Raw genomic sequence first — 23,491 nt, 5'->3', positions numbered from 1 at the left:
ACGCGTTTAACGCGTCATTCTCTTTACGAAAACCACGACGAATAATGCCAAGGAGAAACTACCTGTAAATGCTTCAACCGTGGCAATAAAACGAGAAAATCCAATAGGGGTTATGTCTCCGTAACCCAGAGTAGTAAATGTCACTACACTGAAATAAAAACTGTTAAGCAGTGCACTTATATTGTCAGAAAAGCTTTGCGAAAAGTTAATAGAAAGCACTTCATCCTGATAGCTGATGCCAAACAGGAAGTACATCAGTGCGCAAAATACAATCATTGAAAGGCTGAAACGGATCACATTTGCGGGTTTTTCACCATAACCGCAGAGTAGGTCAACAGCCGCACTCATAAAGCGTTTTTTTGAATGAGTTGGGTATTGATAATGACGCATACGCAGCTCTTTGTAGGTATAATTACCTGCCATTTCAAAAAGACCTTGTTGCTCAGCGCCTTTTCTAAGTGTGCGGTATGTCTCTTCAGATTGTAAGAAGAAATCAGCGGCATCTTCTGTTCGTTTCTCTTTGGCCGCTAAGCTTGCCTCATTTTCTTGCTGTAACTTACCACTTAAATCTATATTATCGATCCGAGTATTGTTTAGCTTTATACCCAATAAGTTGGAATTTGAAAGCTTACAGCAATGTAAATTGGCATCATGCAGATCTGCTTTCATTAAAGAGGCATTTTCAATTTTGTTGTTAAATAAGTGCGCGCCTCTTAAATTCGCACGATAAAAATTGCTATATGATAAGTCGTAACCAGTATGATCATTATGTTTAACAAGGTTTAGTCCTTCTAGGTTGGCTCTTTTTAATTCTAAACCTTGCAATAGCCCACCACGCTTGGCATAACGTTCTAGTTTTTGCGATAATTCAAGCCCACTTTTATCGAACTTTGCGTCATGCCAAAAGCAAAGACCAGAGCCCATATCGATTTCTCGGCAGCGATGACCATCAGGAGATTGATATTGGCAAGTAGGTTTATCTTTCATAAATTAACCCCTTTATAGTCTTATTACACTAAAGGTAGCAGTAAATTTATGGCTTTGAATGTGAAGTAAAAAAAATTCTTAAAAATGTTTGATTATCAATTAAAGCTTAGTAAACGAAGAAAGACGGTTGCAATTAAAGTCACACCTGAGCAAGTGGTCGTGACAGCCCCCGAAAACGTGTGTGAAGTTGCTCTAGAAAATTGGCTAAAGAGCAAAAATGACTGGGTGCATGCACAAAGGCATAAACTAGCGCTTGTGCCTAATAAACAAAAGCCATTGCAAACAAGGTCACTATTGGTTTTTGGCTCAGTTTACAAGATTGAATTTTCAGATATAAACAAGTCTGTATTAGATCATGAGAGCCGGTTTTTATATTTACCAGAAGTTCTGCGCCAAGAGAGGTTTAAGTTCAGGAGAGCGATCATTGAATTACTGACAGATTTGCTCTCTAGTTATCTAGAGTTATGCTTAGAGCGATTGTCTAAGCAAATGAATTGTCATGTTTCAGCAGTGAAAATTAGGGAGTATAAAAGTCGCTGGGGAAGTTGTAGCAGTAAAAAAGCGCTAACTTTTAATTGCCTTCTTGCAGGGGCGCCAAAGCATATGATTGATTATGTTATTGTTCATGAGCTAGCACATTGTCATGTACTGGCACATAGCAAATTATTTTGGCAACTTGTTGAAAAGCACTATCAAGATTATAAGTCAGCAAGATTATGGTTTAACAAGAATGGTAAAGCGCTAATGATAGAATGAAATAAAATGATTTAATTAGAAAGAGATGGTGGAGGGGGCTGGATTCGAACCAGCGAAGGCAGAGCCGTCAGATTTACAGTCTGATCCCTTTGGCCGCTCGGGAACCCCTCCACAGGGGATATCTAATTTTTTTACAACTTGGTGGAGGGGGCTGGATTCGAACCAGCGAAGGCAGAGCCGTCAGATTTACAGTCTGATCCCTTTGGCCGCTCGGGAACCCCTCCAAGTTGTAGAGTGTTGTTATGGTGGAGGGGGCTGGATTCGAACCAGCGAAGGCAGAGCCGTCAGATTTACAGTCTGATCCCTTTGGCCGCTCGGGAACCCCTCCTAAACAACGGCGCTGATAATAACAAAGTTTTTTATTAAGTAAAGAAAACAACTAAAGAAAATTTAAAAAATGCCGATAAAAATATAACTTTTTAAATAATCGGTGAAACTCTATGCAATTAGAGCGCATTTTAAACAAGGAGCATCAGCTTGGTGACACGCTAGCAAAAAGCGTGGCACAAGAACGTCGTGCTGACTTTGCGCTTTGTTTGGCTATGCTTTCACCAAACGCTCTCGACTTCAGTGAATTTCATTTACCTGAATCAGAATTAATTGAGCCAGATAAGAGCGAAGATGCGTTAAAAAAAGAACTTCAAATTGGTCCGCAGCAACAAACGGCTCCCAACACTTATGATATGACCATAGGTGAAAACAATAGCCATTTACTTCATGAGCAGGGACTTACAGAATTAAGGCTAAGAAATTGTCTTTCGCCAGAACCTTTACATATCAGAGACGATAAGAAACACATTGAGTTAGCTATTATTGATAATTGTGAACCTACTGTGCAGGCTAAAATTTTCGCTCAAAGAGCTGGCGCATTAGAGATAGATAAACCCAAAATAGATGCAGCGGGTTTTTATGACCAATTAGCTAGCGGTGAAATGCAACAGGCGGTTCAGTTGTCCGCCTAATGCGAGATGATAATGAGTGAACTTGAGTGAGGTTTAAATCAGCCAGCGTGACACTTCTTAAATTTTTTGCCACTGTCGCAGGGGCAGGGATCATTTCTAGATACTTTTAACTCAGGCACATCATATAATTGGCCATCTAAGTAACGCCATGCACCTTCTTCTTTAAAGAATCTTGAAACCTCATGTATTTGGCAATGTTTTCCATCTGCCAAATAATGTGCTTTGAACTCCACATAATCAAACTCAGGTTCAGTTTTGGTTGCGACGATCTCGAGTTTGATAAAGGTGGCAAATGAAGCGAATGCAGCGATGTCTTCAAGGCTGTGATTGCTTTGCTCAGATTTGGCATAAGTCTCGAGTATATATTGTGCATTATTAGTCGCATAAGCACTGTAACGAGAGCGCATAAGCTGCTCTGCTGTTTCAGGTAACTTTTGCTTTGTAATGAATACATTGCAGCATGATTCATAAGGTTGAGTGTTAGAACAGTAACACATAAGAAAATCTTTTATTAACTTGCTATACGCTCTATTGTACACGCTTTGCTGCTGGTTTCAGTAAAACAGTATAGCGAGATATCTGTTTGGCTTAAGTGCATTTGCGAAAGCAGCTCTGAATTCGTAATACCAGTCCATGTAATAACCGCTGCAAAATTGCCATTATTTAAAGCTGAATTTAGTACATATTCTAAATCAACGATGTGCTTTTTTCTGATCACTAATAATTTACTTGAGTCTATTGAGCTGGCCTCAAGCATATCTTTATTTGGGATATGGTCAGGTGCAATTAGCAGTGTCCAACCTTGTTTGTGATTACATTGGTGAATGATCTTAAGTAGTTCAAGACTGGCACAAATTTCATCAGGGGTTTCAACAAAGTTAACGGCTTTTGGGGCATCTACTTTTTTTACTGAGCTTGGTAAAACTGCGGTTGTCTGTAACATAATCATCTCACTGGTTGTTTATACAGTATTTACATACAGTAGTTTATACAGTGTTTTAATGCAAGCAGAAATGTTACTTTTTAATCAACTTTAATAGCGGTTATAAAATAAAGTGCTTTAAATCAATTGGTTGTGAAGTTTTGTGTCTTGGGTTATTTTGACGTGCTATAGATGCGGGTGTTTTATACAGTAGTTTTTACAGCGAGTACTGTATAAAACTACTGTATGAAAAAATAGGCTTAATTAGACTGGAACTGTAATTGATGAATTTGCTCGTACAAGGTGGCAGCATAGCACTGCGCATCTTTGATTCTCTTCGTTGTTAAATGCGGTTTGATTTGTTCTATTACTGCGTTGGCCGCATCTACACCTTGGCTTTGAGCGAGTGACAACCAAGCCATAGCATGGAATGCACTCTGTGGCACACCTTGCCCTTTTATAAACATCAAACCTAAATAAAACTGTGCTTTGTTATCTCCCGACATAGCAGCCATACGCAGCCACTTCGTTGCCAGCGGATAGGATTTTTCTTGTAGGTAGTACAACCCTTTTTTAAAAGCAGTGACAGAGTCATGCTCTTTCGGATAGCGTAGTTCACCATTAGGAGGTGTTGTAACGAACTCAAGCACATTAAATAGCTGTTGCTCTAAGTCGTGATGCGCCGCGCTATTATCTGGCGATTTATCCATACTCTACCTATTTTTGAAAAGCTTAATATTATTGTAGTCAAAACTTTGTGACCATGTTGGCCATAAATTTAGTTATGCTAAATTCTTGCCAAATGATTAACTAATTATATATTTTTACGGTCATTATGCAGTTATTTTTTAAAGCTTTTTGTGATGAGATGGCTTTTATTATTCATATAAGGTGCAAAAGCCCCTCCTTATTTTCTTTTATGTCATAGTATCTCTACTGCTTTATCGACTGGCTTACATCGAATAACCATACTTTGCGAGTTTAGTCAGCTAGCCTCAGCCTTGTGTAAATACCAAACAAACTAAGGCAAAAATTGAATCTGAAAGATTAATAGGCCTAACAAATAACCTTAGCTAAAAGAAACAGTAATTGCATTTTTAATCACTGTCATTAACCGCTAAAATAGCGCCGCTTTCATAAGAATTATAAATTTCTTTTAACTTTTACCAATGGAAACATCTATGCTCGAAAAGCTATTTTCTATCAAGCATCAAGGCTCTAGTGTGAAAACTGAGTTAATTGCTGGACTCACGACCTTTCTCACTATGGTTTACATCGTTTTTGTAAACCCGGCAATGCTAGCGCAAACAGGCATGGATTTTGGTGCGGCATTTGTTGCCACATGTATTGCTGCGGCAATTGGCTGCTTCATCATGGGCTTTTGGGCCAATTATCCGCTTGCGCTTGCTCCAGGTATGGGTTTGAACGCCTTCTTTACTTATGGCGTTGTGTTAGGTATGGGCTATAGCTGGCAGTCTGCATTAGGGGCAGTGTTTTTATCTGGCTGTATTTTTCTTGTTTTAAGTTTATTTAAAGTGCGAGAGTGGATTATTAACGCGATCCCACTTGTATTGAAGCAAGCAATTGCAACGGGGATTGGCGCGTTTTTAGCTTTAATCGCGCTTAAAAATGCCGAAATAATTGTCGCAAGCCCTGCAACGCTTGTTCAGCTGGGTGATATCACCAGTGCAGGTCCGTTGCTGGCAATATTAAGTTTCTTTGTTATCGCAGCATTGATGTTCAGAGACGTAAAAAGTGGGGTTCTGATCAGTATTTTTATTGTAACGATTACTGCATGGGCATTAGGTTTGATTGAGTATCAAGGAATAGTGTCTGCTCCGCCAAGTATTGCCCCGACTATTATGCAATTAGACATCGCTGGTGCACTTGAGCTTTCTATGTTGAGTGTTGTTTTTGCGTTTTTATTTGTAGACTTATTCGATACATCAGGCACTTTGGTGGCGGTAACGCAAAAAGCGGGTTTAGCAGACGAGCAGGGCAGAATGCCACGTTTGGGTCGTGCACTTTCTGCTGATAGTACTGCCACAATCGCAGGTTCTATGCTAGGTACTTCAACAACAACATCTTATATTGAATCTGTATCAGGTGTGTCAGTGGGGGGCAGAACAGGCTTAACCGCTGTTGTTGTTGGCGTATGCTTCTTATTAATGACTTTCTTTGCACCTTTAGCGCAAATGATCCCAGCTTATGCCACTGCGGGGGCAATTTTGTATGTCGCAGTACTTATGTTGCAAAATTTAAAACTAGTGAATTGGGATGACATGACAGATGCAATCCCAGTGAGCGTCGTGTTACTGATGACACCTCTGACTTTCTCTATTGCACATGGTATTGCTTTGGGCTTTATTGCTTATACTGCAGTGAAGTTTGTATGTGGTAAGAAAGATGAAATCACGATGAGTGTTTGGGTATTAACCGCGCTGTTTTTAGTAAAGTTTGCTCTAAGCTAATTGGTGAAATTTGATGCCGAAGAAAAGTGTTACCACTTTTTCTTCGGTGCAAATAAAACATCTAAATCGTCTTGCTCTTGCTCTTTCTTCTGTTTAACAGAAGACTCATTTGACGCTTTTAATTCATTACTGATCTCATTTAAGTATGACTCTAACAGTTGCTTTTTGTTAGTGACATATTCATCAGAATAGGTGACAGCACAAATCGTGGCGTAGGCTTTTTCGAAATATTGTCGAGCCGAGCCGACCATATTTGCCGTTCTTGCTGCAACACCACGTTTAATTTGGCTTTCAACATTAATCTTTAGTTGCAGTTTTTCGAGCCTTCTATCTTCAGCAACAAACTTTTGCGTTTCGACTTTACCTTTGGAATGCTCAGAACGAAGCACGCCTCTCAGCTTTTTAATACCCTGCACTAAGGCGATTAGTTGTTTGTCGCTGTCAGGCAAGCTTAAATTATCAGAATTATTTGCGTTTTCAGGCGTTGAGTTCATTCGCTCTTTTGATTCGTGCAAGCGGTTTTTTAATTCTCTTGATGTAGGCGATAGTTCGACCATAACAGCTAGAGCGTCATGAACACGTCTTTGTAGAACTTGTATCATAAACTCAGACATTGGAATATTACTGCTGTTTACAATCACATCTTCAGATTCTTCAATGATGCGTTTTTGTTTAGCAAGCTCTTTTCTTCTTTCTGCTTCTTGCTTCTCTTTATGCTGCTGAACTGCACTAACCCACACGGCAATGATGATCAAAGCAACAATTAGCACAATAATTATTGGGACAAGCATAGCGACTTCTCAATCATAATTTCTCAAACCATTTTTTATCTTACATGAAATTATCACTTACTGAATAGCGCAACACGATATTCTGATAAAAAATACATTTAATTCATAGCTTTTTATTATAGATTAAGATTCAAATAATGGTCAGTCACAAACAAATGAGGCAATTGCTACCTGAAAGTCTTCAAATATGCTAGCCTTAAAGAATTAGGGCAAAATGCTGTATGGCTCAATAACGACGCCGTTGCTCGTGAAAAAACTAAAACAATAAAAATATTATGAAATTACAACAACTAAAATATATTGTAGAAGTCCTCAATCACAACCTTAACGTTTCGGCAACGGCTGAAAGTCTATACACATCTCAACCTGGTATTTCTAAACAGGTGAGAATGCTCGAAGATGAACTCGGCGTGCAAATCTTTGGTCGAAGCGGTAAACACCTTACACATGTTACCCCTGCGGGTAATGAAATCATAAATATTGCCCGAGAAATCCTCTCTAAAGTCGAAGGAATAAAAGCCGTTGCGAATGAGCATACTTTACCAGATCAAGGTAAGTTGAATATTGCAACAACTCACACTCAAGCTCGTTATGCGCTACCAGGTGTGATCCAGGGCTTTATGCAAAAATACCCAGCAGTTTCTTTGCATATGCATCAAGGCACGCCACAGCAAATTTCTGACGCGGCTGCTCGTGGTGACGCTGATTTTGCCATCGCAACAGAAGCGCTGCATTTGTACAGTGATTTGGTTATGTTGCCATGTTATCACTGGAATAGAAGCATTGTGGTCACAAAAGATCACCCACTTGCAAAATTAGGTAAAAATATTTCGGTTCAAGATATCGCGAAGTATCCGCTGATCACCTATGTATTCGGTTTTACTGGTCGTTCTGAGCTTGATAAAGCGTTTAATGCCCATGGTCTTGAGCCACATATCGTATTTACTGCAACAGATGCTGATGTCATTAAAACTTATGTTCGCTTAGGCTTAGGTGTGGGTGTGTTAGCAACTATGGCTATCGATACGCAGACTGATGACGATTTGGTTTGTATCGATGCAAGTCACTTATTTGAGGCGAGCACAACTAAGATAGGCTTTAGAAAAGGTAGTTTCTTACGCGGTTATATGTATGACTTTATTGAGCGTTTCGCACCACATTTAACAAAAGAGCTGGTCGAAAAAGCGAGCCTATTGCGTAACCAGGATGATGTCGATGAGCTATTCAAAGACATTGAGCTACCAGTGAAGTAATGAACTTATCAATGAAAAAGGCTGCAATTGCAGCCTTTTTTGTATCTAAAATTTGGTATTAATTAACATTCGATAATATTAACAGCAAGACCACCACGTGCAGTTTCTTTGTATTTGGTCTTCATATCGTTACCTGTATCCAACATGGTTTTGATTACTTTATCTAACGATACTTTTTGGTCGCCTGTACCACGCATAGCAAGACGTGACGCATTGATTGCTTTTACCGCCCCCATAGCATTACGTTCGATACAAGGAACTTGTACTAAGCCACCAACCGGGTCGCATGTTAAACCTAAGTTATGTTCCATGCCGATCTCTGCTGCATTTTCAACGTGTACAACATTGCCGCCCATGATCTCAGTAAGTGCACCTGCTGCCATTGAACAAGCTACACCGACTTCACCTTGACAACCAACTTCTGCACCTGAAATTGACGCATTTTTCTTATAAAGAATACCAATCGCTGCAGCAGTTAATAAATAACGTGTGGCAATTTCTGCATCAACTTCTTTGATGAATGTATGGTAGTACATTAATACTGCCGGCAATATCCCCGCTGCACCATTTGTAGGCGCTGTCACTACACGGCCGCCGGCTGCGTTTTCTTCGTTTACGGCTAGAGCGAATAAATCAACCCAGTCCATTGCACGAAGCGGATCATTGTTATTTTCAACGTTTAGCTTTAAATATAAGCTCGGTGCACGACGTCTTACTTTTAAACCGCCAGGTAAGATACCTTCTGTACGCATACCACGCTCAATACAAGCTTTCATCACGCTCCAGATATTAAATAGTTCGTCTTTAATATCTTTTTCAGCACGAAGTGTTTTTTCGTTCGCCATCATTAGAGATGACACACTTAAGCCTGTCTCTTTACACATATCCAATAATTCTTGAGCATTATTGAAAGGGTAAGGTGCTGGGTTTTCTTCGCGAATATCGAGTGCGGCTTGTTTTTCTTTATCAAAGTCTTGTTCGGTTACGATAAAGCCACCACCAATAGAGTAATATACTTGGCTGTGAAGCAGTTCATCGCCCGCATATGCGAAGATTTCCATGGCATTTGAATGCTTAGGTAGCGTCTTACGACGGTGGAAAACAATTGCACCTTGCTTTGGAAAAGCTGCCTTATGGGTTTTATCCAAGTATATGACTTGTTCGTTTTCTATGGTGTCTAAAATTTCAGGCACTGCATCGGCATCAATGGTTTCAGGGTCATAACCTGCTAACCCTAAAATCACCGCTTTTCCTGAGCCGTGGCCTACACCTGTTTGGCCAAGTGAACCATAAAGTTCAACTTTGACAGAAGTAACTTTGTCGATTAATTGTTTTTCTTGTAAATCTTTTACATAAAGACGTGAGGCGCGCATTGGGCCGACCGTATGCGAAGACGACGGGCCAATCCCGATACTAAACATATCAAATGCACTAATCATATTTTTCTACTCAACATTGCCTTTGAACGGACGCACATCATAACGTTAAAGTATTGCAATGTAACTATTTTGCACCCTCAGAATGGTGCTTAGCTGACCAGTTGAGCAAAGTTTTTAACTAATTTAGCCGTCGCGCCCCATAGTAAGCCATGTTCTGTAGGAAAAATATCGAATTTTCGGTTTTTTCCGCCTAATTGTACTTCGATTGAGCGCCAGTTTTTTTCGTCAAATAAACGCTCGAGTGAGATTGTAAATACGCGTTCTACCTCATCACTGTCAGTGTGCCAAGAAGCGTGAGATTGTAGTGTTGCGACAATAGGCGAAATAGTAAAGCCAGTTAAGGTGTTGTGGGTAGGTAATTGGCCGATAGAGTTGATATGACTAGGGCAAATACCTAGCTCTTCGTTGGTTTCACGTATTGCTGTGGCCTGAAGTGAGGGGTCAAACTGTTCAAACTTACCACCCGGAAAGCAAATTTGACTTGGATGGTGTTTTAAGTAGGCTGCGCGTTTGCAGAATAACAAAGCGGCTTTGTTGTCTACTTCAAGCAGAGGTAATAAAACCGCGCTTGCTCTGGTATTCTCAAAATGGGCAGAGTCAATGAGAGGCGCACTGAGGTTAAATTTACATAAAATGTCAGATAACTTCATTTGCTCCTCCCGTTTTACTGCTTAGCTGTTACTAAGTATAGGTAATATTTTGTTTACCTTGTCTAAAGTTTCTTGGTATTCCAATGCAGCTTTTGAATCAGCAACAATGCCTCCGCCAGCCCAGCAATGAATTTTATCTTCACTGCATACCAAAGTTCGAATGGTAATTGACGTATCCATCTTGCCACACGCGCTGATATAACCGATTGAACCACAATATACGCTGCGACGGTGAGGCTCTAGTTCTTCAATAATTTCCATAGCACGAATTTTTGGGGCGCCAGTGATGGAACCGCCAGGAAAAGCCGCTTCTAATTGATCAATAGCGGTTTTGCCTTCAGCTAGTTCACTTTGTACGGTACTCACTAAGTGGTGAACAGCAGGGAAGCTTTCAATATCAAATAGTTTAGGCACAGTCACAGTGCCAGGTTTAGCGACTTTACCTAAATCATTACGGAGAAGGTCAACGATCATCACATTTTCGGCGCGATCTTTAGGACTATTTTTAAGTATTTCAGCTTGCTCTTTATCGGCTGTTGCTTCTTTTAATCTAGGCAGTGTACCTTTGATTGGCTTAGTTTCGACTTTGCCATCTTCAACTAAAATAAAACGCTCAGGAGACACCGATAAAATTGACCCATGTGGGTGATTTATAAAAGCAGCAAATGGTGCTTTGTTGTGTGCTCTGAGGGTTTTGTAGGCTGACCAAGGGGTGCCATTAAACTCTGCACTGAAGCGCTGAGCTAAGTTAATTTGATAACAGTCGCCACTTTTTAAATAAGCTTGAATTTTATCAAACTGTTTTTCATACGCGCTTTTATCAAGATTCGATTGCCACTCAGAGGTGAGCTTAAAAGGAACTGCTTTTGCAGCTTGATTGTTAATTGCCGCTAAATACGTGTCAAGGCGATCGAAGTTTGGCTGAGAAACATAAAACCACTCAGATGTCTGATTATCAAAAATCAGCGCATCTAAATATAGACCTGCACTCATATCAGGCATATTAATGTCTTCGATTGCCAACTCGGGCATGGATTCAATATAACGACCCAAATCGTAACCAAAGTAACCTAACCATCCACCGGTAAAAGGTAAATTTTCAGCGGTTTGTGTATTCGATAAATCATTTAACAGTGATTGCATAATGGCAAAACAACTTTGCGTTTGTTGTTTACCATCCAAAAATACGTGCTTATTTTTCGCTTCGACGAGGTGTTTTGGCTCAAAACTGATGATGTCGTAACGGCTATTTTCGTGTTGCGCGTTACTTGAATCTAATAAAACTGCGTGAGGCAAATGGGCGAATTGCTCAAAAACTAACTCAGTAGATAGCTTAATGTCTAATTTTTTACAATTGATTTGCTCATTTATCATTTACTTGAACCTGAAAACTAGCCCGAAACGGGCGAGGAGGGTATCATATTTGCCAGTTTTACAATAGTGATGTGTATATCACTTAAAACCGTCAACATGTTAAAGGCGTAAGCTATATTTGACTTACGATTATTAAGGAACCGTCATGAGTATGATCCGTCAGCAAGACTTCATCGACAGCATTGAAGATGCATTGCAGTATATCTCTTATTACCATCCACTCGATTTTGTACAAGCGCTAGAAAAGGCGTACCACAAAGAAGAAAGCAAAGCGGCCAAAGATGCGATTGCTCAGATCTTAATTAACTCTCGTATGTCTGCAGAAGGCAAGCGTCCACTTTGTCAAGATACAGGTATTGTGACTTGTTTCGTTAAAGTTGGTATGGATGTTAAGTGGGATAAAACAGACCTAACAGTTCAGCAAATGGTGGATGAAGGTACACGTCGTGCTTATAACAGCCCTGACAACCCACTTCGTGCATCAATTGTTGCCGATCCTGCTGGCGCACGAAAGAATACGAAAGACAACACGCCATCAGTTGTACACATCGACATGGTGCCTGGCGCTGAAGTTGAAGTAATGATCGCAGCGAAAGGCGGCGGCTCAGAAAACAAAACTAAAATGGTTATGCTTAACCCATCTGACGATGTTGCTGCTTGGGTTGAGAAAACACTGCCAACTATGGGGGCAGGCTGGTGTCCACCGGGCATGCTAGGTATAGGTATTGGTGGTACAGCTGAAAAAGCAGCGGTACTAGCGAAAGAATCATTAATGGATCCGGTTGATATCCACGAATTAATCGAGCGCGGTGCAGAAACAGCTGAAGAAAAGCTACGTTTAGACATCTTCGAACGTGCTAACAAGTTAGGTATTGGTGCACAAGGCCTTGGTGGTTTAACAACAGTTGTTGATATTAAAATCAAAACAGCACCAACACACGCTGCATCTAAGCCAGTTGTAATGATCCCGAACTGTGCGGCAACTCGTCACGTACACTTCACATTAGACGGTTCAGGTCCTGCTGATCTTAAAGCACCTAAAGTTGAAGATTGGCCTGAACTGACGTTTGAAGTTGGCGAAGACACACGTCGCGTAAACTTAGACACATTAACGAAAGAAGACACGCTAGATTGGAAGATGGGTGAAACTGTTCTTCTTTCAGGTAAAATCTTAACAGGTCGTGATGCTGCGCATAAGCGTCTTCAAGACATGATCTTGTCAGGTGAAGGTTTACCTGAAGGTGTAGATTTCGAGAACAAATTTATTTACTACGTAGGTCCTGTTGATGCAGTAGGCGACGAAGCGGTAGGTCCTGCAGGTCCAACTACAGCAACGCGTATGGATAAGTTCACAGACCTAATGCTAGAAAACACTGGTATCGTGGGCATGATCGGTAAAGCTGAGCGTGGTCCAGCTACAGTTGAATCTATCAAGCAAAACAAATCAATCTACTTAATGGCAGTAGGTGGTGCAGCTTACCTAGTATCTAAAGCAATCAAGAAAGCGCGCGTAGTAGCGTTCGAAGATTTAGGTATGGAAGCAATCTACGAGTTTGAAGTAGAAGATATGCCAGTAACAGTTGCAGTAGACAGTGATGGTAACAATGCTCACACTGCTGGCCCTGCAATTTGGAAAGCTAAAATCGAAGAGCTAGACAGCAAATTAAAATAAGTAATTAGCTTGTTTTAAATGATAAAAAAGGAGTGAATTTTCACTCCTTTTTGCATTTATACGCCCAAAATAAAGTAGGTGCTAAAGGAGTGGCTTGGTAGCAGTGACTTTATATCGCGTTTACATTCAGATAATTACGACGCGTAATCACTGAATTTCTTCATATTTGTTCCTACCTCAGTGCCCGAACTTTATTTCTGATTATTCACATCAAAGTAAATTCTTCAAATTCAAACTTGAAAACCAATCGATTAACTGTAATGATAATGATTATCAATTGTGATTTTGAAATCGGTTCATATGTGTTTGAAAGAAACTATTGCTTGTTACACACCTTGTTTAAAAACCCACTGTCGTAGACCTCAATTAGAAGCCCCTGTTTTGGTATCGCAATATATTGAGGGCAGTTTGGCATTAGCAAAATGGTACGGCAGCAGTCATTGCACATTGTTACAAGAACTGTATTTAAAAAGAGTATTCAACGAGTTACTCAATAAAATTGCTGATCCACTCGTACATGAGTCAATCAGAAAACAATGTTTTGAGCAGCTTTACAAGCCTCTTCTCGCCTTAAAGCGATTCTACAAGCAGCAGCAAGCCGATAAACAGAAATATTTGGCGCTGGAGCTTGAAGCAAGAGTGCTGTGTCGTGAATTTAATCCATTTTTATAGGAGTCAAAGATGACTACATTTCGCCAAGAATCAGACAGCATGGGTGTATTAGATGTGCCTGAAGCCGCACTTTATAAAGCACAAACTCAGCGTGCAGTTAATAACTTTACAGTTAGCAAGTTAACTATGCCTCAAGAGTTTATTCGAGCACTTGCTTATATTAAACAAGCGGCGGCTGAAGCAAATGCAGAGCTAGGGCATCTTCCACAAGATAAAGCACAGGCGATTGCCAAAGCAGCGCAAAGTATTATTGAAGGTGATCACTTAGACCAGTTTCCGGTTGATGTGTTTCAAACAGGCTCTGGCACAAGCTCAAATATGAATGCCAATGAGGTAATAGCGACACTTGCAACACAGCAAAGTGGTATTCAGATCCACCCTAATGACGATGTGAATATGGGGCAAAGCTCAAACGATGTTATTCCAACCGCTATTCATGTCAGTAGTGCGGTTGCTGTAGTTTATGAGTTATTACCTGCGTTAAAGCACTTATCACAAGTCATAGAGCAAAAATCTAAACAAGTCGGCCATGTGGTTAAAACGGGTCGTACACACTTAATGGATGCGATGCCAGTGACTTTTGCACAAACTTTAGGTGGCTGGCAACACCAAATTGATTGTGCCTATCAAGGTATTTTAAGCAGTGTTGAAAGAGTCTACGAACTAGCTCAAGGCGGCACGGCTGTGGGCACAGGGGTGAATGCCGACGCGCAATTTGCCAAAGTATTTACGCAATATTTAAGTACTAATATTGGTATTCGCTTTAAGCCAAGTAGCAATCATTTTTACCATATTGGTTCACAAGACGCGATTGTTGGCCTTTCAGGACAATTAAAAGCAATGGCTGTAGCAAATATGAAAATTGCCAACGACTTACGTTGGATGAATTCAGGGCCACTGGCAGGTCTAGCTGAGATTGAACTTGAAGCACTACAACCTGGCTCTTCAATCATGCCTGGTAAAGTAAACCCAGTGATCCCAGAAGCCGCTGCCATGGTCAGTGCACAAGTGATTGGTAACGACACGACAATTTCGGTAGCGGGTCAATCAGGTAATTTTGAGCTCAATGTTATGCTACCTGTGATTGCGCATAACATTATTGAAAGTATTGATATTTTGGCGAATGTCAGCCGACTCCTCGCTGATAAAGCCATTGCAACATTCAATGTGAACGAAGAAAACGTTAATAAAGCACTGGCAAAAAATCCTATTTTAGTGACGGCTCTCAACCCGATCATAGGTTATGAAAAAGCGGCATTTATCGCGAAAACAGCATACAAAGAAGGGCGCCCGATTGTTGATGTAGCAAGTGAGCATACTGATTTGTCAGTTAGTGAACTGGCAGAATTATTAAATCCAGAAAAGCTTACAAAAGGCGGTCTGTAAGCAAAAAATTTACTTGGGCTAACTTACTGATAGCCCAAGTTTTTATCTCTCACCTCTACTAGTCTTTTTATTTCACACATTTTTGTAATTGCCTGTAATTACATTTTAGCTACCTATAAACTACATTTCATTTTCATAAGGATGCGATTGTCGCGTTGATTATTCGATGGATTGAGTAGTGTTGCGATTTTTAAAATGGTTGTGCTGATCCTAAAAATAGATTTTTGGATTTAAAGGGTTGGTATGAATGACGAATGCTATTAAGTATTTTTAAGTGAAAATATTAAGGAATTATGATGACTCACTACAAACTTGGCTCTGGTATTAAAGCAAGTAACCTAAAAGAAGGTGATAAAGTCAAAGTGGCAATTGTTGGCGCTGGTATGTCGGGACTTTACAGCGCGTGGCGTTTACAAAATGAAGCAGGTATAAGCGACTTTGCCATACTTGAACGCTCAAACAGAACTGGCGGTCGCCTAGATTCTGATCTGGTGAATTTCAAAAACCAACATCATCAGTGTGGCGATCCAGAATATATAGAGGTTAAAGAAGAGCAAGGCGGTATGCGCTTCTTGTTTGATGACATGGATACGTTAATGGCGCTGTTTTTAGCCCTAGATTTAGAAAATCAGATAGTGCCTTTCCCAATGAATAGCGGCGGCAATAACAGACTATTCTTTAGGGGCGAAAGCTTTTCAGTTAAAGATGCGCAAAAAGATGATTATGCAATTTGGTCTGAACTTTATAACCTTGCACCGAGTGAGCAGGGCGTAAACCCAAAAGATATCGTAAACGTTGTTTTTAACCGAATTCTAAAGGCTAACCCGCAATTTAAAGATAGACCCGAATCGCGTGGCCCTGAGTTTTGGCAAGATTTTCGCCTAGATTGTAAATGGAATGGCAAAGGCTTGAATGAATGGTCTTTGTGGGATTTATTCACCGATATGGGTTACAGCCAAGAATGCATCACTATGCTGTATCGCGTACTTGGTTTTAACGGTACCTTCTTATCGGGTATGAATGCAGGTGTTGCCTACCAATTACTCGAGGATTTTCCGGCAAATGTCCAGTTTAAGACTTTCACAAAGGGTTTCAGCACACTACCGAATGCATTAGTAGATAAAATTGGCACTGAGCGCATTCATTTAGATTCTTCAGTTGAAAGTATTGAGTTCGATGAATGTACACAAGAGTACAAACTTAAAATTCAACAAGGCAACTGCAAGTGCGGCTCTACAAAAACGCTCCGTGCTGATAAGGTAATTTTAGGTTTACCACGCTTGGCACTTGAGAAGTTGTTCGCAAAATCAAATGCGTTTAATAGCGATAACCGAGAGCGCGCCGAAAAAATCTGGAACACTTTACAAACTGCATCAAATCAACCGTTACTGAAAATAAACCTCTATTACGACAGTGCATGGTGGGGAGAAGGCTCAACTGGTCGTCCTGCCGTTGAATTTGGCCCTAATTTTGCCGATTTACCGACAGGTTCTGTTTATCCATTTTACGCTGTAGACGAGAAGCTAGTAGCCCAGCTAATGTATCAAGAAAGTGGCCAAGCAGCGTCTGATAAAGTACAAGTTGAGCTAGATAAAACAGCTAAAGAAAAATACAAAAAACCTGCTGCACTGACCATTTACTGTGACTACTTAAATATTAATTTCTGGAGTGCCTTACAAGCGTCAGGTCCTAAATATGAGCACCCTGATCTGCACAATTATGTAGAAAGTGTACCAGGCGATATGTACCCGGCAACGGTTGCTGTTGTAGAACAAGCGACGAGATTCTTTAAAGACATCTTCAATACACATTATGTACCTGCGCCAATTTTAACCAGTGCGCGTATTTGGCAAGGCAGTGTTAATTTCGATGTGCCAGTAGAACAGCAGTTTGGCTGTGGGGTGCATCAATGGGCGGTGGGGGCAGACGACCGACAAGTAATGAAAGATTTGGTGCAACCACTACCCAACTTATTTACGTGCGGTGAAGCTTTCTCTGATTATCAAGGCTGGGTAGAAGGCGCGCTGCGCTCTACCGATTTAGTTCTTGAGCAAGGTTTTAACCTTAAGCCATTTGCATCTTTAAATCCTGATGCGTCTGAAGAGATTAAAGCCAGCTATGCACAAAGACGTGAGACGTTGATCCAAAAGTACTTCGATTCCGACTACACAGAATCAGAGCAGAACCAATCTGATATTTGTGAGCAAAGCCTTGAAGCCAGTGTGTTGGGTGTTGATTTAACCTACTTCGATAAAGCTTAACTACTTCCCCAAGAGTTAGGGCCTTTTTGGCCCTTTTTTCATTTTGTATTTCCAGGAAAGAAATTATGAATATCACAGAGAATTTTACCGTTGCAGATTACTTAAAAGTAAGAATGGAACAAATTGGCATTGAACAAATGTTTGGGGTAGCAGGTAATTATACGGCTGCGTTATTAGACACGATTTTGGCAGATGACAATTCCCCGATAAAAATATCAGGCAACGCCAACGAAATTTGCGCAGGCTTTGCCGCGGATGCCTATGCAAGATTAAAAGGCGTGAGTGCACTTTATGTGACTTACAGTGTGGGGGCATTTAGTTTACTCAATACGATTGCCGGCTCTTATGTCGAGCAAGTGCCTGTGATTTTAATAAATGGTGCGCCAACCAATAAAGAAGACCAAATTTCAAAACAAGCGGGCTTACTGTATTCTCATACAACGGGATATGAGTTTGTCGACATTCATATGTTTAAACCTGTGACTGTTGCAGCTGAGCGGATCACCAATTCCAAACAAGCACCTTATCAAATTGATGCCGCGATTACCGCTATGTTGACAGAGCGTCGGCCCATATATTTTGAAGTAGCTGAAGATGTGTGGCGTGCGGATTGTCAAAAACCAAGTGCTAAACTTAGCTCTGGTGTGGGTGCAACGGTTACAGTGAGTGAAGCAAAACCAGCAGCTAAAGCTGCGGTAAATTTAATGCGCAGTAAATCAAAAAGTATTTTCTGGGCAGGTATCGAATTACAAAGGTATGGCCTGCAAGACAAGTTCTTATCATTGCTCGATTTTATTAATGAAACCCATACTGTGCCCGATCAACATATTCATTTTGTGACATCAGCATTGAGCAAGTCAGTCATAGAAGAATCACATCGTTACTTTGAAGGCTGTGTCACATTAAAAAAACAAGAAGTTGATAATTTAGTGGGTGAAGACGGCGTGTTAGTTGGTATTGGTGCATGGACCACAGGTAAAGATACTGGCAATGAAGATATACGCAGCAGTAACACGATTCTAGCTGCGCACGGAGGAGTGTTTGTTGGTGCTGAGTTTTATGCATCTGTGACTCTAGAAGCCTTTATTGATGCTATGTTGGCTGAATTTATTGATATAGCTGCGAAGAGGGAGTTGCTAGAGCTCGCAGGCTTACGTACTCAAAGCAATAAGAGCTTTAAGCTTATGTCGAGCCAGAGTAATCTAGCGCAACCTTTAGGATATGACAGCTTTTTCTCAGCCATGAGCCAGTGGCTAACTGAAGATGATATCATGGTCGTCGATGCCGGCTTCCCTTTAATTGGTGCGCAGAGTGTTAAAGTACCAAGCAGAAATGGCTTTGTTGCGCAAGCAGCTTGGCTTTCTATAGGTTATTCAGTGCCAGCGGGCACAGGCATTAAATGTGCATTTCCTGATAAGCGTGCCATTGTAGTGGTCGGAGATGGCGCATTTCATGAAACTTGCCAAGCAGTTGCCGATCAGCATGCTTATGGGCAGAACACGGTTGTATTTGTGATTGCAAATGGGATTTACGGTATAGAGCAATATTTAGTTAATCCGAATCCATTTAGACAACCCCAAGTCGATTATCCAGATAAATTATTAAATGATGTATATCAATATAATGATTTACCAAATTGGGAAATTGCTAAAATTACCGATGCATTTGGTGGGCAAGGGCGTAAAGTGACCTCTGTAGAGCAATTGTACGGAGTGCTGGAAGAAATTCGCGCTGATGATCATAACAATTACGTTGTTGAACTCTGTATTCCTAAAGACAATGTGCCTAATGCAATTGCGGTTGAAGCTGACAGTGCAGTGGGGGAAGATGAAATCGATAACCCTAACTGGCCGCCAGCAGGGAAGTTTTAACTTTTCGAATGAACAAACAAAAAAGGTAGCCAAATAGCTACCTTTTCTCGTTTAGGGCTTTAGATTAAGCGCCAGCTTCCATGATAGAAGAACTACCCGTTTTCGCTAATTCAGCAAGATCTTTGTCGATCCAAAATAATGCTTTACCATCTTCACCGATTAGCTCTAGCTTATCTAAAATACCTTTGAACAGCTTTTCTTCTTCATGTTGTTCAGCAACATACCATTGTAAGAAGTTAAACGTGGAGTAATCATGTGTAGTGAAAGCAACATGAGTTAGTTCATTGATTGCTTTAGTGATGGTGCACTCATGCTCAAGAGTGGTTCTAAATACATCACCTAGAGAATTAAACTCATGAGGAGGCGCTTCAATAGCACCTAAGATTGGTAATGCACCGGTTTCACTTACATAAGTAAATAAACGGTTCATGTGTTCCATTTCTTCAACGGCATGCTTTCTTAAAAACTCAGCAGCACCTTCGAAGCCTTTGTCTTCACACCAAGCACTCATTTGTAAGTATAGGTTTGAAGAATAGAATTCTAAATTAATTTGCTCGTTTAATTTTTCAACCATTGCTGGGGCTAACATAGCGGTTACTCCTCTAAGAATTTATGCACGCATTGTTCTTTAATACGCTCATGAATACAAGTAGATCATAAAGAAAAACAAATAAAAATAACAATTTAGGTGAGAAAAAATGCAAAAATCCAGTTAAGCAGAAAGCGCAATCACTCTCATTAAAGCTCATCACGTAAAAACCGGTGATGAATGACTATTTAGGTAAAATTGTTAGTAAGAATGCGAATGATTATTTCAGTTTAGTGCCTTTACAAAGGTATTTCTTATCACTGGCAGAACGCGCACATTTTTTACAAATAAAATGACTAGGCGATACAATATCAGCAAGCTGAGATAACTTGCTTTCAATATCTTTTCGCTTCCACTCACATAAAGTCTTACTCATCGATACCTACTAAATTGGTTAAATACAAATACACATTATTATCATATGGCTAGTAGGCGAGCTTTTTACATGAATTACACGTAAAAAGCCAGATAAATTGGGGGCATGGCGAGTAAGATTTTAGAACTCTTAAGTTTGTTAAAAGGTAAGTTGCTGACGATAAACGATTATGATGTTATTGAATTAAAGACATAAAAAAAGACATCCTGAGATGTCTTGATCTATACGTTTGGTGGAGCTGGGGGAGGTTGAACCCAAAGCTTAACCCTTTGACTTTTAATGTATTGTTCTGTTCAAGTACCACGGTTTGTGGTACGAAATGTGGTACTTCCGAGTCACTGTCGGAAAGGGAGTTGAACCGCCGTCTTGACTCTTTAACTGATTGAAAAATATGTAATTTATTTTCTATTTTTCGTCAGTGTTCGAGCGAATTCGTTAACGTTCAACAAGTATAAGCATTAAGTCACTATAAAGCAATTTTGTGTAATTAATTCAACTGTTTGTTGGGTTTCTCTGGTCATTTTCATTATTTATGACTAAAAATGATAAATTGTGTTCTTCAATATTTTTAATTATTCATTGCACTGAAATTTAAAACTTTTTTAAAGCAAGAAAGGGGGAGTCAAACTCAGATTTTTGGTACCACAGCAATTTTTGCATCGCAGTTTTTAGTCATTAATACAGCTTTAATTAGCCTGTAGCCTTGCTCAAAAGTTAATCTATTTTTTCTCACCAATTGGTCATCCAGCCCGCCGTTCTAGTTTTATTGCATACTGTTTTCAGTCCATCACACAAGGCGATATGCAATGAGAACTTTGACACTGAACACTCCTGAGCAAATGCAAAAATACCAAGCACAAGTTTGGAGTTTATTGGTTGAGAGTTATCGCAAAGTAGCTGGCGGCTTGCACTTTGATTCGGTGTCAGAGCTTGTTAGTAACACGCAGCGCTGGCGTTTAGTGATCCGTCATAAGCAAGTTATTGCTGTAACAATTTTTAAGGCGAAACGTGGTTGGAAGCTGGTCGCCATGGCCACTGCTCGTACGGCGGGAAGTCGTGCAAAAAATGCATTAAAACGCCTCATTGAAAGTGATCTGTTGAAAAGCTGGATGGAGTTATCTGAGCGCGCAGAAACTTTTGTTTTGCAACATTGTGGCGGCCATCGCTATCTCATTCATGCCAGTTTAGTCGCCAACTTACTGGGTAAGCATATTCAAGCCAACAACCCTGATGGCTTTCATTATCAAAGACAAGTCGCAGGTCAAGTTAAAGCCAAAGTGCTGGTTGGTACACCGCAGTGGTGAGTTCAATGAGTAATCTATTTTATTTAACTTAGGAGAAAGAAATGATGAGTCAATCACATATTACGGATGTTTTTCGTCAAGCTGTTACTAACGACACTAGCCTAAGCTCTGACGATAAAAACAAATGGTTTGCACGTTTTGAAGAAATCAAAAACAGCAAAATAAATATTTTGATAACGGGTGCGACAGGCTGTGGAAAGTCATCAACCATTAATGCGTTATTTAATACAAACACCGCAAAGGTGGGTCAAGGTGTTGATCCTGAAACTATGTATATTAAACGTTTTGAATTATCGAATATTGTTTTGTTCGATAGCCCAGGACTCGGTGATGGTGCAGAAGCTGATATGCGTCATGCCAGTAATATTATTGAAAAGCTGCATCAAAAAGATGCTGACGGCGAGCTGTTAATTGATTTGGTATTGGTGATCCTCGACGGTAGCAGCCGAGATCTGGGTACATCATTTGAGCTCATTAATAAAGTCATCATTCCTAACTTAGGTAAAGATACAAGCAGATTACTGGTCGCAATTAATCAGGCCGATATGGCCATGAAAGGGCGAGGGTGGAACTTTGATAAAAATTGTCCTGAGCCTGCGTTAATCAACTTCTTAGAAGAAAAAGTTGCTTCAACGAAACAACGTATTTTTGAGTCAACAGGTGTCGAAACCGATCCTATTTATTATGCCGCAGGTTACAAAGAGGGAGAGGAGCAACAAGCGCCCTTTAATTTGAGCAAACTGCTTCTTTATATCGTGCAGAATATAAAAAGCAAAAAGCGCGCTGCCATTTTACAAGATCTGAATAATGATAAAACCGTTTGGCAAGATGATGACGGGAAAAAGCAGTACAAACAAGAAATTGAAACGTCTATCTTTGAATCGATTAAAGATGGTGCTGCTACTGGTGCTGAAATTGGCGAAGAGCTAGGCAGCTTTATGGGAGCTGGTGGCCGAGTCATTGGACGAACTGCAGGCGCAGTGGTAGGTGGTGTTATTGGTTTTTTCTCAAGTTTTTTCTGATAAGAGTGTAACGGCTTAAGGAGCAAAGTGATGCAAGAACGTTTAGCAGAATTGCAGCTGGCATTATACGAACGCCAATTACTACAACCACTTGATATTCTTATTGTAGGTGCAACGGGGAGTGGTAAAAGTAGCACCATAAATGCACTATTTGCCTCTCAACAAGCTGAGGTTGGCGAGGGCGTTGCACCTCAGACAGAGAAGATAAGTAGCTATCAGCTGAATAGCGCGTTGCGTTTTCATGACTCAGCAGGACTTGGCGACAGCAAACAACATGATGCTCAGCATGGGCTGCGTATTAAAAGTAAAATTGATGAGTTTTGTAGAGTACAAGGTAATACGAGTCATCTCGACTACTATCTGATTGATATGGTTATGGTCGTACTGGAAGGCGGTAAACGAGACTTGGGTACTGCATTTACGTTACTCACTGACGTGGTGCTTAAAGCTATACCGCCAGAGCGTGTGATTGTGGTGATAAATCAGGCCGATATGATAATGAAAGGAAGGCATTGGCAACATGAACTTAATCGGCCTGATATCACGCTAGAAAAGCAGCTGAATCTCAGTGCCAGTTCAGTCCAAAGACGTATATATGAGTCAACAGGGTTAAATGTCGCTATGCCGATTTGTTATAGCGCTAAATTTAACTACAACCTAGATGCCCTGCTAGGGCATATAACAAGTCACTTACCGGCTGAGCAACGTTGCGCTTCTAGCGCTGCGTAATGGT

General features: G+C 40.5%; 22 protein-coding genes and 3 tRNA genes. 12 read left to right on the top strand and 13 right to left on the bottom strand.

The features are described from left to right. Positions 1-6 precede the first annotated feature (6 nt). Entirely contained in the window at positions 7-987 is a 981-nt protein-coding gene (locus tag AAEU28_RS12295) for an ion channel (protein ID WP_421964377.1), read from the bottom strand. Between the two features lie 84 nt (positions 988-1,071). On the opposite strand from AAEU28_RS12295, the gene AAEU28_RS12290 reads away from it, so the two are divergent. Next, positions 1,072-1,743 (top strand): M48 family metallopeptidase, encoded by a 672-nt coding sequence (locus AAEU28_RS12290; protein ID WP_421964376.1) that lies wholly within the window; start codon positions 1,072-1,074, stop codon positions 1,741-1,743. Between the two features lie 26 nt (positions 1,744-1,769). On the opposite strand, the gene AAEU28_RS12285 is transcribed toward AAEU28_RS12290, so the two are convergent. From AAEU28_RS12285 to AAEU28_RS12275, 3 genes are all read right to left on the bottom strand, one after another. Then, positions 1,770-1,854: transfer RNA gene (locus AAEU28_RS12285), tRNA-Tyr, on the bottom strand. 28 nt (positions 1,855-1,882) lie between these two features. Continuing rightward, positions 1,883-1,967 (bottom strand) — tRNA-Tyr (locus tag AAEU28_RS12280). Between the two features lie 19 nt (positions 1,968-1,986). Beyond that, a tRNA-Tyr gene (locus AAEU28_RS12275) sits at positions 1,987-2,071 on the bottom strand. 112 nt (positions 2,072-2,183) lie between these two features. Here AAEU28_RS12275 and AAEU28_RS12270 point away from each other — a divergent pair. Beyond that, positions 2,184-2,705 (top strand): VC2046/SO_2500 family protein, encoded by a 522-nt coding sequence (locus tag AAEU28_RS12270; RefSeq protein WP_421964375.1) that lies wholly within the window; start codon positions 2,184-2,186, stop codon positions 2,703-2,705. A gap of 38 nt (positions 2,706-2,743) precedes the next feature. On the opposite strand, the gene AAEU28_RS12265 is transcribed toward AAEU28_RS12270, so the two are convergent. From AAEU28_RS12265 to AAEU28_RS12255, 3 genes are all read right to left on the bottom strand, one after another. Then, positions 2,744-3,202 (bottom strand): YchJ family protein, encoded by a 459-nt coding sequence (locus AAEU28_RS12265; protein WP_421964374.1) that lies wholly within the window; start codon positions 3,200-3,202, stop codon positions 2,744-2,746. A 14-nt stretch (positions 3,203-3,216) separates the two neighbouring features. Then, positions 3,217-3,648, bottom strand: coding sequence for a SulA-like leucine-rich domain-containing protein (locus AAEU28_RS12260; RefSeq protein WP_349285926.1), 432 nt, complete (start codon positions 3,646-3,648; stop codon positions 3,217-3,219). A 239-nt stretch (positions 3,649-3,887) separates the two neighbouring features. Next, positions 3,888-4,337: a tetratricopeptide repeat protein gene (locus tag AAEU28_RS12255; RefSeq protein ID WP_138480444.1), complete on the bottom strand. Its 450-nt coding sequence runs from the start codon at positions 4,335-4,337 to the stop codon at positions 3,888-3,890. Between the two features lie 471 nt (positions 4,338-4,808). On the opposite strand from AAEU28_RS12255, the gene AAEU28_RS12250 reads away from it, so the two are divergent. After that, complete coding sequence (locus AAEU28_RS12250; protein WP_138480442.1) at positions 4,809-6,098, top strand: NCS2 family permease; 1,290 nt, start codon at positions 4,809-4,811, stop codon at positions 6,096-6,098. Positions 6,099-6,127: 29 nt separating this feature from the next. Here AAEU28_RS12250 and AAEU28_RS12245 read toward each other — a convergent pair whose 3' ends face one another. Continuing rightward, entirely contained in the window at positions 6,128-6,889 is a 762-nt protein-coding gene (locus tag AAEU28_RS12245; protein ID WP_421964373.1) for a hypothetical protein, read from the bottom strand. Between the two features lie 275 nt (positions 6,890-7,164). Here AAEU28_RS12245 and cysB point away from each other — a divergent pair, with 275 nt between their 5' ends. After that, the gene (gene cysB / locus AAEU28_RS12240; RefSeq protein ID WP_058029479.1) at positions 7,165-8,142 is read left to right on the top strand and encodes an HTH-type transcriptional regulator CysB; all 978 of its coding nucleotides are present in this window, start codon (positions 7,165-7,167) and stop codon (positions 8,140-8,142) included. A gap of 62 nt (positions 8,143-8,204) precedes the next feature. On the opposite strand, the gene AAEU28_RS12235 is transcribed toward cysB, so the two are convergent. The 3 genes from AAEU28_RS12235 to pabB form a co-directional block, all read right to left on the bottom strand. Beyond that, the gene (locus AAEU28_RS12235) at positions 8,205-9,581 is read right to left on the bottom strand and encodes an L-serine ammonia-lyase (RefSeq protein ID WP_421964372.1); all 1,377 of its coding nucleotides are present in this window, start codon (positions 9,579-9,581) and stop codon (positions 8,205-8,207) included. A gap of 89 nt (positions 9,582-9,670) precedes the next feature. Further along, complete coding sequence (locus tag AAEU28_RS12230; RefSeq protein ID WP_421964371.1) at positions 9,671-10,231, bottom strand: CoA pyrophosphatase; 561 nt, start codon at positions 10,229-10,231, stop codon at positions 9,671-9,673. A 21-nt stretch (positions 10,232-10,252) separates the two neighbouring features. Further along, the gene (gene pabB / locus AAEU28_RS12225) at positions 10,253-11,605 is read right to left on the bottom strand and encodes an aminodeoxychorismate synthase component I (protein ID WP_421964370.1); all 1,353 of its coding nucleotides are present in this window, start codon (positions 11,603-11,605) and stop codon (positions 10,253-10,255) included. A 145-nt stretch (positions 11,606-11,750) separates the two neighbouring features. Between pabB and AAEU28_RS12220 the strand changes: the two genes are divergently transcribed. The 5 genes from AAEU28_RS12220 (at position 11,751) to AAEU28_RS12200 (ending at position 19,467) form a co-directional block, all read left to right on the top strand. Next, positions 11,751-13,277: a fumarate hydratase gene (locus AAEU28_RS12220; protein WP_130255919.1), complete on the top strand. Its 1,527-nt coding sequence runs from the start codon at positions 11,751-11,753 to the stop codon at positions 13,275-13,277. Between the two features lie 300 nt (positions 13,278-13,577). Further along, positions 13,578-13,949 (top strand): hypothetical protein, encoded by a 372-nt coding sequence (locus AAEU28_RS12215; protein WP_349285932.1) that lies wholly within the window; start codon positions 13,578-13,580, stop codon positions 13,947-13,949. Positions 13,950-13,958: 9 nt separating this feature from the next. Beyond that, entirely contained in the window at positions 13,959-15,335 is a 1,377-nt protein-coding gene (locus tag AAEU28_RS12210) for a class II fumarate hydratase (protein ID WP_421964369.1), read from the top strand. 293 nt (positions 15,336-15,628) lie between these two features. Further along, entirely contained in the window at positions 15,629-17,596 is a 1,968-nt protein-coding gene (locus tag AAEU28_RS12205; RefSeq protein ID WP_421964368.1) for an FAD-dependent L-amino acid oxidase, read from the top strand. Between the two features lie 65 nt (positions 17,597-17,661). Continuing rightward, positions 17,662-19,467, top strand: a complete 1,806-nt coding sequence (locus tag AAEU28_RS12200; RefSeq protein ID WP_421964367.1) for an alpha-keto acid decarboxylase family protein — start codon at positions 17,662-17,664, stop codon at positions 19,465-19,467. A gap of 64 nt (positions 19,468-19,531) precedes the next feature. Here the strand turns inward: AAEU28_RS12200 and ftnA are convergent, their stop codons facing one another. Next, entirely contained in the window at positions 19,532-20,056 is a 525-nt protein-coding gene (gene ftnA / locus AAEU28_RS12195) for a non-heme ferritin (RefSeq protein ID WP_421964366.1), read from the bottom strand. 220 nt (positions 20,057-20,276) lie between these two features. Next, positions 20,277-20,432 carry a hypothetical protein gene (locus tag AAEU28_RS12190; RefSeq protein ID WP_169792717.1) on the bottom strand — a complete coding sequence of 52 codons (156 nt, stop codon included), beginning with the start codon at positions 20,430-20,432 and terminating at the stop codon, positions 20,277-20,279. An 806-nt stretch (positions 20,433-21,238) separates the two neighbouring features. On the opposite strand from AAEU28_RS12190, the gene AAEU28_RS12185 reads away from it, so the two are divergent. Genes AAEU28_RS12185 through AAEU28_RS12175 form a run of 3 tightly spaced genes read left to right on the top strand, consistent with a single transcriptional unit; the run spans position 21,239 to position 23,487 of the window. Then, positions 21,239-21,736 carry a hypothetical protein gene (locus AAEU28_RS12185; RefSeq protein ID WP_421964365.1) on the top strand — a complete coding sequence of 166 codons (498 nt, stop codon included), beginning with the start codon at positions 21,239-21,241 and terminating at the stop codon, positions 21,734-21,736. A 41-nt stretch (positions 21,737-21,777) separates the two neighbouring features. Then, on the top strand, positions 21,778-22,758 hold the full coding sequence (locus tag AAEU28_RS12180) for a GTPase (RefSeq protein ID WP_421964364.1): 981 nt from the start codon (positions 21,778-21,780) through the stop codon (positions 22,756-22,758). Positions 22,759-22,788: 30 nt separating this feature from the next. Further along, positions 22,789-23,487, top strand: a complete 699-nt coding sequence (locus AAEU28_RS12175; protein ID WP_421964363.1) for a GTPase family protein — start codon at positions 22,789-22,791, stop codon at positions 23,485-23,487. Positions 23,488-23,491 lie beyond the last annotated feature (4 nt).

The organism is Pseudoalteromonas sp. SS15 (assembly GCF_049257195.1).
Classification (GTDB): domain Bacteria; phylum Pseudomonadota; class Gammaproteobacteria; order Enterobacterales; family Alteromonadaceae; genus Pseudoalteromonas.
The sequence above is the reverse complement of the archived record's forward strand: the minus strand, read 5'-3'. Positions and strand labels throughout refer to the sequence as shown.